A 12911-nucleotide genomic window follows, 5' to 3' on the forward strand; every position below is an offset into this window, starting at 1 on the left:
AAACCGGGACCGTTCGTCGCCGCCCGGGTCGTAGCAAGGAGGCCCCTCATGCCGCATGATTTCATGCCGGGACTGGCCGGCGTTCCCGCGGCCAAGTCTTCGATCAGCGACGTCGATGGACAGCGAGGCATCCTGGAGTATCGCGGAATCCGCATCGAAGAGTTGTGCGCCAAGTCCTCGTTCCTGGAAACCGCCTATTTGTTGCTCTTCGGCCATCTGCCGACCCAGGCGGAAATGCGGCAGTGGACGGAAGACATCACGCTTCATCGCCGGATCAAGTTCCGGATCGTGGATTTGATGAAGTGTCTGCCCGAGCACGGCCATCCCATGGACGTGCTGCAGGCGGCCGTGGCGGTGTTGGGCATGTTCTATCCCGGCCGGAACGTCAAGGACGTCGACAACAATTATTGGTCGGCGGTGCGATTGATCGCGAAATTGCCGACAATCGTCGCCGCTTGGGCGCGGTTGCGTCGCGGTGACGATTACATTCCCCCCCGCGACGACCTCGGCTTCGCCGAGAATTTTCTCTATATGCTGACGGAAAAAGTCCCGAGTCCGCTCTGGACGGAAATTCTGGACGACTGTCTCATCCTGCACGCCGAACATACGATGAACGCCTCCACGTTCACAGGAATGGTAACGGCGTCGACCTTGGCCGATCCCTACACTGTCGTCGCGTCTTCGATCGGAGCGCTGAAAGGCCCGCTGCACGGAGGCGCCAACGAAGAAGTCGTCCAGATGCTGAGGGAAATCGGCGATCCCTCAAGGGTCCGAGCGTACCTCGACGCCAAACTGGCCAAGAAAGAAAGGATCATGGGCTTCGGCCATCGCGTGTACAAGGTCAAAGATCCCCGAGCCACCATTCTGCAGGGGTTATGCGAACGCTTGTTCATGGAATGCGGGATGTCGCCGCTCTACGCGGTCGCAGTGGAAATGGAGCGGGTCGCGGAAGAGGTGTTTAAAGGGAAAGGCGTATATCCCAACGTGGATTTCTATTCAGGCATCATCTACGACAAAATGGGCATCGAGGTGGACCTGTTCACCCCGGTCTTCGCCATCGCCCGGGTGGCGGGTTGGCTGGCACATTGGTTGGAGCAACTCCGGGAAAACAAGCTGTTTCGCCCGGACCAAATCTATGCGGGAGAGCACAATCGTCCTTACATCCCTATCGAGCAACGATAGGCCGACTCCACGGGCACCCTCATGCTGCCCGCCGCAACTCCTCGGGGCAACCGTGCCTTGCGCGTTCCTTCTCAGAAAAGGCGTCGATGTTCCGTTCGCGGGCAACTCGATGCGGTGGTCGCAGGGCGACCGCCTCCGTACGACCGGGGGTTCCCTGGGCCAGCGCGAGAATCTCGTTCTGCAACCGGTCCCGCTCGGCAAGGATCGCGGCCAGGCGTCGCGGGCGGTCGAGCGTCCACCAGCGCAAGGGCTTGGCGAAGATGACCGTCGGCGGCGGAATATTCCCCGGCGGTCCCTGGCCGAAGTCATATCCTGCCGCCTTGGCTCGACGGGCCAGGAACTCAACATATCTGTCCGCGTACAATCCTTCGTCGTCCATGACGGCTCCCTACTCGAACAACAGCAGAAATCGCCACATTGCGATTGCCACAACCAGGATCAAGCCCGCCATCGCGCCGATTGCCAGGAGTTCGGCCATTTCGTCCCCGCTCCGACAGAAACAGAAGAGTCATTAAGAGTCATTGATCCCCGCTGACTCGGCAGATTGAATCCAGGCAGGTAGCCCGGATTTCATTTTGCAGGTCACAGCTGTCGTGCCCTCGATCAGGTGTAAAGCTGATCAAGGCCGCCATCCTCCGTGCGTGCCGCTCACGCTGCCGATCATGCAGATTTTTTGAACAACCGCTGGTCGGAAGCCGCTTCGCTTTCTACCCCTTCCTCTTCCTCGACATACGTGGCCCACACGGCTGCGGCCCATGTCAAGAGCATCAAACCCAGCAAGGCCATAACGGTGTACATCCTTCTTCACCTCCTTTTTTGGCCGGGCCGGATGAGGGGCTCATCCGGCCCGGCGTCCTTGTCAACTCAGTTTCACCGGCGCATGCTGCTTGATGAAATTCACGATGGGCTCGATGTCTGACTGCACATAGTAATTTTTCGCCACACCCTGCTCTAACACGCTGATCGCCTCGCGGATGAACTGCTCGGCGAGCTGCGCGTTCTTAGCTTCATAGGCGGCAGCTGCCCGGTTCAAAAGCCTCAGCACGGACGCTTGCGGTGTTCTGGGATCGTTCATGAACACCGTTTGGTATTCTTTTTTATACAGTTCTTTTTCGATTTCGTTCACCCAGGAGGCCGAATACGAATCGGCCGCCGAGATCCACGGCGCGGCATTGGCCGCCGAAGACACCAGCGCTACCCCGCCAATGAGCAGGGACAGCGCGCACACCGCAACGACAATATTTTTCTTCTTCGTCATATGTCCCTCCTTGTTGGTTTAGGGGTTACCGGTTGATGGTTAAGCAGGGTTCTCCTGCGGGCGCCGCAACGGCTAAGACGGCACCCGCAGCGGAGTTCATTGCAACGAGTAATTCCGCCGAAAGGAAAGTCAACCCGTGGGGCAGGGGGACAAGAAAGCCGTCGGCCAGTCCTCTTGACGGGCGTCGAAAAAAGATTATTCGAGAGTGTGCCGCGATATGCCGGTGCCGCGCGTTTAATTTAGTTGATGCACGTCGTCGGTTTTGGGTTTTGAGTGTTGGATTTCACCATGAAAAATCAACGTTGCTGATCTGTGGCACAGCAGAAAGGAGGGAACACGAGTATGAGCACCGTGGCACGTTGGGATCCATTCCGCGAATTGGAAGAGTTGTCCGAACGGCTTAATCGGGTCTTCGGCCGACCGTCGGTTCGCCGCGACAACAACAAGGAAGCTCTGACTGTCGCCGACTGGATCCCGGCCGTGGACATCAGCGAGTCAGAAGGCGAGTATCTCATCAAAGCCGAATTGCCCGGCGTGAAGAAGGAAGACATTAAGGTCACGCTGCAGGAAGGCGTCCTGACGATCCAAGGTGAGCGCAAGCAAGAAAAAGAGGAAAAAGGGAGAAAGTACCATCGGATCGAGCGATCATACGGGACGTTCATGCGCAGTTTCACTCTCCCGGACTCCGTGGACGACAGCAAGGTGTCTGCAGAATTCAAGGATGGGCTTCTCTACCTGCACGTGCCGAAGTCGGAAAAGGCGAAGCCAAAGGCCATTGAAGTAAAGGTTGCCTGAACACGTACGGAAGGAGGTGAACACGATGATGGAGATAAGTTCCCTAATCGATGCGACTTTAGCATTGATGGGAGCGGCTGCCGTATTGGCGACAAGTATCTGGACCGCATTGTCCCAGTCCACCACCGTGTCCACCGTGGGGATTCAACGCGAAGCGGAGACGCCGACCCACGAACTCCGCAAGGCAGCCTAAGGATTCTGGTCCACCAGGACCGGCCTCATGGGTCGGTTTCAGGTCGGCCGGTATCCTCTTGACGGTCGGCGAACCGGTGTTATCTGCGATGTCGAGTTGGCAAGCTGTGCCGGATGGGTTCGGTGAAAGGCCCGCATTCGGGATGGCGTGTTCGTCAGCTCCTGTCCTCTGGTCTCTCCCCGAGCCCCTCCGTCACGGTCTGTGATTTCACTTCTGCCACTACAGAAAGGAGGGATCGGTATGACTTGGGCTACCCAGCTTCCCACTTTGTTCCGTGATTCCTCGTTCGACGCCCAGATCGACCGGCTCTTCGATGAAGCGGTTCGTGCCGTGAGCCGCTGGCGGTCGGCATGGGAGCCGGATTGCAACGTCTACGAGGACGCGAACAACTTCTATGTGCAGCTCGCCCTACCGGGGATGGAGCCGAACCAGATCGACGTGCAGGTGGAGCATGACTTGCTGTGCATTAAGGGGGAGCGCAAGAGTGAGCCGTCAGGAGACGTGACATGGTACACGCACGAGTTCACGTCGGGGCCATTCTCTTGCTCGTTCCGATTGCCTTCCTATGTAGAGCATAGCAAGTCCACCGCCACGTACAAGCAGGGAGTGCTGACCATCACGTTCCCAAAGTATGAGGACATGAAGCCTCGCCGCATCATGATCGAGGCACAGTAACAGCAGTGGGTGTGACGAGTTCAGCGAATTCAGGTTGTCGCGCCGGCGCAGGTGAACTGTATCGACACCAGCGCCGGCACCACGATCACTGGAGGCAATCGTGACAAGGCTAAACCTCGGACTGGTGGTCAGTGGATTGTCGGGATGGTTGGTGGCGGGGTGGGTTGCAGTCCCGGCGCTGCAGGCCGCCCAGGACGCCTATAACCTGAAGCTGGACAGCGCATGGATCCAGCACGTCGAAGAAACCCTGGCCCGGTCGGCGCTGAACGGCGGGAATCGGCACGGGCGAGAGGCTTCAATCGATCGGTCGATTCACGATGTTGGGTATTTCTTACATCAAGCCGATAAGGCAGCTCAGCGCGCGGATCGGTTGGCGGCCGAGCGGAACGCCAAGCAAGCCTTGGAGCTGCTTCACAGGTCGGTCCAAAAAGGCTATTTCCGTCCGGAGGACGTGGAGCGAATTGTGCCCCTCATCAAACAGCATCTGCCCGGTGTCGCGATCTGATCGGCGCGTGATCATACGGAAAGGAGGGAGGCGCAATGACTCTACAATGGTTTCGTGAGTGGAAAGAAAGGATGGTCAAGTGGTTCGAACACATGTCGTGGCCGCGCTTTCGGTGGTCGCGATGAGCGGGCGCACCTGATTGATGGGAGGACGGCAGTTATGCGTTGTCAGTGGTCCCAGGCGGCATCGAGGGCCGCGGCCGCGGCAATGGTCGCGCTGATACTGGGGGTCGTCCAGTTTTCAGTTGCAGAACCGACCCCGGCAAACTCTGTGTTGCCGCGGTCGTTTCAGGGGGCCCGTTTGGGGATGGCCCTGACCGAACTGGTTAGGACCGATCCTCAGATTGCAAGGACCGCTGTGCAAGCCAATGGCCGTCAAACCGAGACGGTCGCGGTGGCATCGCAGGATCCGCACATCCATCGCGTCACGTATCGGTTTTATCGCGGTGCCCTGTACGAGCAGGCGATTTCCTATCGCCCTAACCAATTGCCCCGCGGGTACGAGGGCCTGTTGGATCGCCTGAAGCAGGTATACGGCCGCCCGGTCGTCGAAAATGCGGAGGAGTATGATTTAAGTCGTGACATCTTCTCGATGAGAAGAACCGTGTGGAGAGACGACGCCACGCGGATTGTCCTGGCTGAAATCCGGAAGTTGACGGACGGCCGCGAGCAGTTCGAGCTTGTGCTCACGATGACTGATTTGGCGCTCGAGCAAGCCCGCGACCGAACCGTTCAAGAGCAGCTCCGGAGGAAAGAACAGAGCATTCCAATTCCGCTGCCGGATCCTCGGGGAACATCCGCACGAACCGCACGACCGCCCGAGGGTGAGCAGCTGGACGCCCCCAGTTGAGGCTGCGGTGTAACGAGTTCTGGTGCGGCGTTCCGGAGGCGCGTACTTGACACCGCACGTGAAGGAGGGTGCACATGCCATTGGTCTCCAAGCTCAAAGAACTCATTCCGTGGCGGCGAAAGTCCGTCGAGCCCCATGAGGTGATGACGCTGCGGGATGACATCAACCGCTTGTTCGATCGTTTCTTTCTGGCGCCGTTTGATCAGGACTGGTCGCCGGCGAGGAACTGGTACGGCGACCTCGATATGGAAGAAACGGAAGACGAGGTTATTGTCCGTGCCGAGGTGCCGGGCATCGAGCCGTGTGATTTGGACGTGACGGTTCGTGACGGCGCATTGCACATTCGCTACGAGCGACGAGAGGAACAATCTGACGGCGGCTGGATGCGGCGGCGGTATGGATCGTGGACGAGAGCGGTCGCGCTGCCTAGCGGCCTGGACACGGCGGCGGCGAAAGCGACCTGTCGCCACGGCGTGTTGACCGTCCGCATTCCGCGGACGGAAGAAGCCCGGCACAGAATCCGGAAGATCCCGGTCCAGAGCTGAAGCAGGCGACGCGCTCACAAAGGCGCGGTTTCATCGTGTTTTCCATCCCACGTGAAAGGAGGTGATGCGCCGATGACTTACCTGCCCTGGCTATTGAGCTTTGTGGCAGTCTGGCTGATCGCGGCCCCCTTTCTACTCGGCTATGCGGACACGACGGTCGCGATGCAGAACGATGTCGCCGTCGGCGCCGTCATGTTGATCGCGGGCTTTATCGGGGTTTATCAGGCCCTTAGGGACCGCGGATGGGGAGCGCAGACTCAGCCGGAACGCCGAGGCTGACCTTGTCAACACGGGAGGCCGGCTTCTGTCGACAGTGGCCGGCCTCCCGTCGCGTGGAGGAGTCATGTTTGTAGGGAGTCATGCGTGGTTCGCGGGTGGTTGATCGCTCGCACTGACCGGAATGGGCGAATCATGAGAGCAGGGAGGGACGAATATGGCAGCGAAGCGCTTGTTGTACGGGGCATCCGCACGCGCCGCGATTCTGCGCGGAGTGCGTCAGCTTTCAACGGCCGTGAAGGCGACGTTGGGGCCGAAAGGCCGCAATGCGATTCTCGACAAAAAATGGGGCAGTCCGACCATCACCAAAGACGGGGTCACGGTTGCGAAAGAAATCGAGCTGCCTGACCCGTATGAAAACATGGGCGCCCAACTGGTCCGCGAGGTGGCCAGCAAGACCAGCGACGCTGCCGGCGACGGGACGACGACGGCGACCGTGCTGGCCGAAGCGATCTATCGAGAAGGCGTGAAGAATCTGGCCGCCGGGGCCTCGGCGATGGATCTCAAGCGCGGCATCGATCGCGCCGTCGAAACCGTCGTGGCCGAGTTGAAACGGATCAGCAAGCCGTGCCAAGGCAAGAAAGAAATCGCCCAGATCGGGACCATCTCCGCGAACAACGACCGGACGATCGGCGATCTCATCGCCGAGGCCATGGAGAAGGTCGGCAAAGACGGGGTCATCACGGTCGAAGAAGGCAAGAGCCTTTCCACGACGTTGGATGTGGTGGAAGGCATGCAGTTCGACCGGGGCTACATTTCGCCCTATTTCGTCACCAACGCCGAGCGTATGGAAGCCGTCTTGGAAGAACCTTACATCCTGGTCCATGAAAAAAAGATCAGTTCGATGAAGGATCTGCTGCCGTTGCTTGAGGAGATCGTCAAGATCGGCAAACCGCTGCTGATCATCGCGGAAGACGTCGAGGGTGAAGCGCTGGCCACGCTGGTGGTGAACAAGCTGCGCGGCACCCTGAGCGTCGTGGCGGTCAAGGCGCCGGGGTTCGGCGATCGCCGCAAGGCCATGCTGGAGGACATCGCCATTTTGACCGGAGGAAAAGCCATTTCCGAAGATCTCGGTATCAAGCTCGAGCACGTCAAAGTGGCAGATCTCGGCCGGGCCAAGCGGGTGACGGTCGATAAGGACAACACCACGATCGTCGAAGGCTACGGCGACAAGAAGAAGATCGAGGCGCGGTGCAAGCAGATCAAGACGCAGATCGAGGAGACCACCTCCGATTACGATCGCGAAAAACTGCAGGAGCGATTGGCCAAACTGGTCGGCGGCGTTGCGGTCATTCGCGTCGGGGCCGCGACCGAAACCGAAATGAAGGAAAAGAAGGCGCGAGTGGAAGATGCCCTGCACGCCACCAAAGCGGCGGTGGAGGAGGGGATCGTGCCCGGCGGCGGCGTCGCGCTCGTCCGCTGCATTCCGTCGCTGGACAATTTGAAGCTGGAGGGCGATCAGCAGGTCGGCGCGAATATCGTCCGGCGAGCGCTCGAAGAGCCGCTCAGACAGATCGCCCTCAACGCCGGCCACGACGGCTCGGTGGTACTGGAGCGGATCCGCAACGAGAAACTCTCGTTCGGCTTCGACGCCGCGAAGGAAGAATTCTGCGACCTGTTCGAGGCCGGAATCATCGATCCCACCAAGGTCACGCGCAGCGCGTTGCAGAATGCGGCCAGCGTGGCCGGCCTCATGCTGACCACCGAGGTCATGGTGACGGAGATTCCGGAAAAGAAAGAAACCAAGGCGCCGCCGACGCCGGAGGAAGATCTGTACTGAGAGTTCAGCTTGGAGGAGGATCGGCAATGGGGAGGGGACGACCGCATCGATGCGGTTGTTCCCTTTCCGTCTTCAACACTCGCGGCCGGCTAGTTCGTGTTCTGTTCCTGCCTCACTAGTTCCCACACGCAGGCTTCCACGTCGTAGCGCAGAACGTCACGATACCCATCATCCGCGCACAGCCGGAAGCAACTGCGTGACTGCAGGCACCATCGCTCCACGTTCTTGCACACTTCACGGCGGACACTCCGGTGTGTGAATGCCCGCAGCGTGCCTTCGCCTTGATACCCGGCGCAGTCTTCTACGACGACGCTCGACGCCTGATCCCCCGCAGGAGCGCTTCCTGGCCGTGCAGTCACGGCTGGCGACACGGCCGGCAGACTGTCAACGGAGGCCCGGCTGCGCCCAGAAAAGCCTTGAGCGCCGGCGCTCCATCGACTAAGATGGCGCCACCGACGCCGCTTATCGCTTGTTTGACCCGGAACCGAAAAGGCACGCCGGATGGTCATTGTTCTACGCGCGCTGCGCATTGTTCACAAGTGCGTCGCTCCGCAAGCACGGGAAGGAGGTCGCCATGCCGATCTATGTGAGCCTTGTGAAGTTCACCGAACACGGGATTGCCACAATGAAGGAGCAGGGAATCGCCCGGTCCGACACGGTCCAGAAAAACATCGAATCGTTGGGCGGTAAGCTGCTCCATGCGTATTACTGTTTGGGGGAATACGATGTGGTGGCCATTCTCGAGTTTCCCAACAACCGCGCGGCCATGAAGGCGGCCGTCCTTAATTCATCCTTGGGCCATATCAAAATTACGACCATGCCGGCGGTCTCCCGCGACGAATGGCGCGAGCTGCTGGGAGAAATCTGGGGAGGCAAGACCAAGTAAATGAAAACCAGTGGGAAAAACCGTACACAGACACGCAGCCGCCCGGCACCTGCGCACCAGCTGCCGCCCGAGGGTATTCGCCTCGAGCGGGACACGATGGGCGAACTCGCGGTGCCGGCCCATGCCTATTACGGCGTGCAGACGGCGAGGGCGATCGAGAATTTCCCGATCAGCGGGCTTCGATTCCCGCGCGCATTCATCCGGGCCCTGGGGTTGATTAAACGAGCGGCCGCGACGGTGAACGCCTCGTTGGGGCTGCTCGACAACACGCTGGCGGAGGCGATCAAGCAGGCCGCCACGGAGGTGATTGACGGGAAACTCGATGCGGAGTTTCCCGTCGACATCTTCCAGACCGGGTCGGGCACCTCCACCAATATGAACGCGAACGAAGTGATCTCCAACCGGGCCACCGAATTGCTGGGCGGTGCGAGAGGCAGCAAGCTGGTACACCCCAACGATCACGTGAATCTGGGTCAATCCAGCAACGACGTCATTCCCACAGCCATTCACATCGCCGCATCCGAAACCATTGAGCGGCGGCTCATTCCCGCGCTCACGCGCCTTCACCAGGCCCTCGATCGCAAGGCGCGCGAATTCGACGGCGTCGTCAAGATCGGACGCACCCATTTACAGGATGCCACGCCGGTCAGGTTAGGACAGGAATTTGGCGGGTACGCGCGGCAGATCGAATTGGGCATTACGCGCATGCGGCGCGCTCAAGAGATGTTGAGCGAGGTCGCGCTCGGCGGCACGGCCGTCGGCACCGGGTTGAACACTCACCCGGAGTTCTCGTCGCGCGTGCTGGCATTGCTCTCCCAGGAGACCGGATGTTCCTTCAAAGAAGCCGCCAACCATTTCGAGGCACAGTCCGCGCAGGACTCGTTGGTCGAGGCGAGCGGCGAATTGCGGACGCTCGCCGTCAGCCTGATGAAAATCGCCAACGACATTCGCTGGCTCGGTTCAGGCCCGCGTTGCGGCCTCGGTGAAATTGTGCTCCCCGAGACGCAACCAGGCTCCTCGATCATGCCGGGGAAGGTTAATCCGGTGATCGCCGAATCGGTGGTGATGGTGTGCGCGCAGGTGATCGGCAACGATGTCACAGTGACCATCGGCGGTCAAGCCGGCAACTTCGAACTGAACGTGATGTTGCCGGTCATGGCCTACAATCTGCTTCAATCCATCGAACTGCTGGCCGCCGCTTCAAACAATTTCGCCGAGAAATGCATCGAAGGCATTACCGCCAACGAGCAGCGATGCCGCGATTCCATCGAGCAGAGCCTCGCCATGTGCACAGCGTTGGCGCCGGAAATCGGATATGAAGCGGCGGCGGCGATCGCCAAAGAGGCCTACCACACGGGAAAGACCGTTCGCGAAGTGGCAAGGGAACGGAAGATCCTACCAGAGCAACGGCTGAACGAACTACTGGATCCCTGGCGGATGACCGAGCCGGGAGGCCCAGTTGGCAGTGCGGGAGGCTGATCTCGTGCCGCCAACCGAACTCCGTCGTTCCGTCGTCCGTAACAAGATGTGCATCGCCCCGCCGGCTGCCTGCGCGAGTGAGCGATACGAGAGTGAGCGATACGAAAGGGTCGTCTCGTTTTGACAGTCCGAGACAGACTGTGCTACAGTCCGCGGAAATTTTGGGATTTCTCTTCCTTTTGCTCGGGCCGGGCGCCCGGAAATTTCTCCAAGGATAAGCTCATGACTTCTGGAGTCTCGCAGTCCGACACTCACGTGATCATCGTCGTCGGAGCCGGCCCGGCCGGCATGTCGGTGACCAACATGCTTTCCAAAGACGGTCATGAAGTGATCGTCTTGAACCGGGACATCAAATTCGGCGGCTTGGCCGAATACGGTATTTTCCCCAGCAAGCTGAAACTCCGCGGAGGGCTAAAAAAAACCTACTGGGAAATCCTGGAACGTCCGAACGTCCATTACTTCGGGAACGTGTCCGTGGGAAACAACAAGGATCTCACGCTCAAGGACCTTCGTAGTCTGGGCGCGAGCGCGATCGTTTTCGCCACTGGCGCGCAGGGCACAAAGACGATCGGCGTGGAGGGGGACACGGCTCTCGGCGTCTATCATGCGAAGGACGTCGTGTACCATTTCAATAGGCTGCCCGGGTTCAGCGAGCGGCCGTTCGACATGGGCCGCCGGGTCGCCGTGATCGGTGTAGGCGACGTGATGGTGGATATCGCGCATTGGCTCATTCGCTATAAAAAGGTGGACGAAGTCACCGCCATCGCCCGCCGCGGCCCCGCCGAACGCAAGTACAATCCCAAGGAGATCCGGGCGGTGTGCGCGAATATCGATCAAGAGGCGCTTGCCAAAGAGTTCGCGCGTATCCGACCACGGCTCGAAGCGGTCGGGCAGAGCCCGGACGAAATCCTGAACGGCATGCTCAGCGAGTTCACGAAATGCGAGCCGAAGATCAGCTCGACGAAGATGGGATTTCGGTTCCTGGCCTCACCTCGTCGCGTCCTGACCGATTCGAACAATCGAGTCCGCGCCCTCGAAATCGAGGAGACGAAACTGGAACTGAAAGGCAACGACACGGCCGCCGTGGGCATGAAACAGTACTATGAGTTTCCCTGCGACAGCGTCGTGTTCGCGGTCGGCGACAGGGTGGATGAGACGGTCGGCCTTCCTTATAAGAACGGCGCATTCGTGACCAATCCCATGAAGACCGGCAACGATCCGGACGACGCCTTGTTTCAAGCCTACGACGAAGCCTCAGGGACCATCCTGGACGGGGTGTTCCTGACCGGCTGGGCCCGCAAAGCAAGCGAGGGTTTAGTGGGCATTGCGAAGCGGGACGGGGAATGGTGCGCCGAAGTCGTGACACGGTATCTCGGCACGAAGAAGCCGCTGACCCGCGCGGCGGTTGCCGAGGTGTTCGCACGGCTGCAGGCCCTCCTACGCGAGCGCCATGCGATGGTCGTCGATCTGGAAGGGCTCCGCATCCTGGAAGCCGCGGAAAAAGCGGCGCCGCGCGCCAACGAGTGCATCGGCGAGTTCAAGTTCGCGACCAATCAGGAAATGCTCGCGCTGATCCAGCGCAACCGGGAGAAAGCCGCGGCCACGACCCCTCGCTAACCATCTCCCCACTTCAACTTCCGCCGCAACACCTCGTAATACGTGCGGTCTGGGAACCGGATCAGTTGCGTGCGATGCTCGGAAGCCTTGATATCGACGGTATCCCCCTGCGTCATCGCCACGCCCACCTGTCCGTCGAAGGTCACCATCGCTCCTTCGTCCTTGCTCGTGAGCGTCACCTCGATCGTCACCTCGCTCGGAACCAAGAGCGGCCGGTGGGTCAGCGTATGAGGGCAAATCGGCGTGAGAATCAACGATCGGACCGCCGGCGTCATGATTGGTCCTCCCGCGGAGAGGGAATATGCGGTGGACCCCGTCGGGGTAGATACGATCAGGCCGTCACCCCGCAAATTCGTGACGAATTGTCCTTCGATCGCAATCCGGGTCTCGATCATGCGGGCCAGCGTCCCTTTGCTGACCACCACGTCGTTGAGCACCGTCGCGTGGGCCACATGCTCGCCATGGCGGTGCATCCGGGCGCGCAGCATCAGTCGCTCGTCCAACACAAAGTCGTTGGCGAACACTCGCTCCAGCGAAGGGTAGAGCTGATCCAGACTGGCTTCGGTCAGAAACCCCAGCCCGCCCATATTGACGCCCAGAATCGGAACCGATCGTTCTTCAACCAGCCGCGCCGCGCTCAACATCGTGCCGTCTCCACCCAAGACCAGCACCATGTCCGCCAGAGCGGCGATTTGCACCTTCTGATGGGATGCAGGCTCATCGATCAGCGCCGCTGTCGCCTTATCAAGAATCACTTCCTTATGACGTTCGCGCAGCCACGCGACGAGATCCTTGAGGATATGCTTGACGTCAGGGAACTTGGGTTTGGTCAGAATTCCGATGGTCTTCACAAGTCTTTATTTATGGTGGT

The 12911-nt window shown here is 59.8% G+C and carries 16 protein-coding genes; 12 read left to right on the top strand and 4 right to left on the bottom strand.

Features of this window, described 5'->3' with window-relative positions; translation table 11 throughout:
- Nucleotides 1-48 precede the first annotated feature (48 nt).
- Nucleotides 49-1182: a citrate synthase gene (locus tag ACWHTU_RS09390; protein WP_447863263.1), complete on the top strand. Its 1134-nt coding sequence runs from the start codon at nucleotides 49-51 to the stop codon at nucleotides 1180-1182.
- A 19-nt stretch (nucleotides 1183-1201) separates the two neighbouring features.
- On the opposite strand, the gene ACWHTU_RS09395 is transcribed toward ACWHTU_RS09390, so the two are convergent.
- From ACWHTU_RS09395 to ACWHTU_RS09405, 3 genes are all read right to left on the bottom strand, one after another.
- Complete coding sequence (locus ACWHTU_RS09395; RefSeq protein WP_447863264.1) at nucleotides 1202-1561, bottom strand: hypothetical protein; 360 nt, start codon at nucleotides 1559-1561, stop codon at nucleotides 1202-1204.
- 281 nt (nucleotides 1562-1842) lie between these two features.
- Nucleotides 1843-1980 (bottom strand): hypothetical protein, encoded by a 138-nt coding sequence (locus ACWHTU_RS09400; protein WP_447863265.1) that lies wholly within the window; start codon nucleotides 1978-1980, stop codon nucleotides 1843-1845.
- Between the two features lie 61 nt (nucleotides 1981-2041).
- Nucleotides 2042-2440, bottom strand: a complete 399-nt coding sequence (locus ACWHTU_RS09405) for a hypothetical protein (protein WP_447863266.1) — start codon at nucleotides 2438-2440, stop codon at nucleotides 2042-2044.
- Between the two features lie 342 nt (nucleotides 2441-2782).
- Here ACWHTU_RS09405 and ACWHTU_RS09410 point away from each other — a divergent pair, with 342 nt between their 5' ends.
- The 11 genes from ACWHTU_RS09410 (at nucleotide 2783) to ACWHTU_RS09460 (ending at nucleotide 12040) form a co-directional block, all read left to right on the top strand.
- Nucleotides 2783-3235 (top strand): Hsp20/alpha crystallin family protein, encoded by a 453-nt coding sequence (locus tag ACWHTU_RS09410; RefSeq protein ID WP_447863267.1) that lies wholly within the window; start codon nucleotides 2783-2785, stop codon nucleotides 3233-3235.
- A 25-nt stretch (nucleotides 3236-3260) separates the two neighbouring features.
- Nucleotides 3261-3428, top strand: coding sequence for a hypothetical protein (locus ACWHTU_RS09415; protein ID WP_447863268.1), 168 nt, complete (start codon nucleotides 3261-3263; stop codon nucleotides 3426-3428).
- Nucleotides 3429-3668: 240 nt separating this feature from the next.
- Complete coding sequence (locus ACWHTU_RS09420; protein WP_447863269.1) at nucleotides 3669-4103, top strand: Hsp20/alpha crystallin family protein; 435 nt, start codon at nucleotides 3669-3671, stop codon at nucleotides 4101-4103.
- Between the two features lie 100 nt (nucleotides 4104-4203).
- Entirely contained in the window at nucleotides 4204-4608 is a 405-nt protein-coding gene (locus tag ACWHTU_RS09425) for a hypothetical protein (protein WP_447863270.1), read from the top strand.
- 159 nt (nucleotides 4609-4767) lie between these two features.
- Nucleotides 4768-5457, top strand: coding sequence for a hypothetical protein (locus ACWHTU_RS09430; protein WP_447863271.1), 690 nt, complete (start codon nucleotides 4768-4770; stop codon nucleotides 5455-5457).
- Between the two features lie 74 nt (nucleotides 5458-5531).
- Nucleotides 5532-6002: an Hsp20/alpha crystallin family protein gene (locus tag ACWHTU_RS09435; RefSeq protein WP_447863272.1), complete on the top strand. Its 471-nt coding sequence runs from the start codon at nucleotides 5532-5534 to the stop codon at nucleotides 6000-6002.
- Nucleotides 6003-6074: 72 nt separating this feature from the next.
- On the top strand, nucleotides 6075-6281 hold the full coding sequence (locus ACWHTU_RS09440; protein ID WP_447863273.1) for an SPW repeat domain-containing protein: 207 nt from the start codon (nucleotides 6075-6077) through the stop codon (nucleotides 6279-6281).
- 154 nt (nucleotides 6282-6435) lie between these two features.
- Nucleotides 6436-8058, top strand: a complete 1623-nt coding sequence (groL, locus tag ACWHTU_RS09445; protein WP_447863274.1) for a chaperonin GroEL — start codon at nucleotides 6436-6438, stop codon at nucleotides 8056-8058.
- A gap of 574 nt (nucleotides 8059-8632) precedes the next feature.
- Nucleotides 8633-8944, top strand: a complete 312-nt coding sequence (locus ACWHTU_RS09450; protein WP_447863275.1) for a GYD domain-containing protein — start codon at nucleotides 8633-8635, stop codon at nucleotides 8942-8944.
- A gap of 60 nt (nucleotides 8945-9004) precedes the next feature.
- Nucleotides 9005-10423, top strand: coding sequence for a class II fumarate hydratase (locus tag ACWHTU_RS09455; RefSeq protein ID WP_447863338.1), 1419 nt, complete (start codon nucleotides 9005-9007; stop codon nucleotides 10421-10423).
- Nucleotides 10424-10645: 222 nt separating this feature from the next.
- The gene (locus ACWHTU_RS09460; RefSeq protein ID WP_447863276.1) at nucleotides 10646-12040 is read left to right on the top strand and encodes an FAD-dependent oxidoreductase; all 1395 of its coding nucleotides are present in this window, start codon (nucleotides 10646-10648) and stop codon (nucleotides 12038-12040) included.
- Here the strand turns inward: ACWHTU_RS09460 and ACWHTU_RS09465 are convergent.
- A complete protein-coding gene (locus tag ACWHTU_RS09465) occupies nucleotides 12037-12891 on the bottom strand; it encodes an NAD(+)/NADH kinase (RefSeq protein WP_447863277.1) in 855 nt (284 codons plus the stop codon). The two genes, ACWHTU_RS09460 and ACWHTU_RS09465, sit on opposite strands and share 4 nt — an antisense overlap.
- Nucleotides 12892-12911 lie beyond the last annotated feature (20 nt).

It is taken from the genome of Nitrospira calida (genome assembly GCF_976986435.1).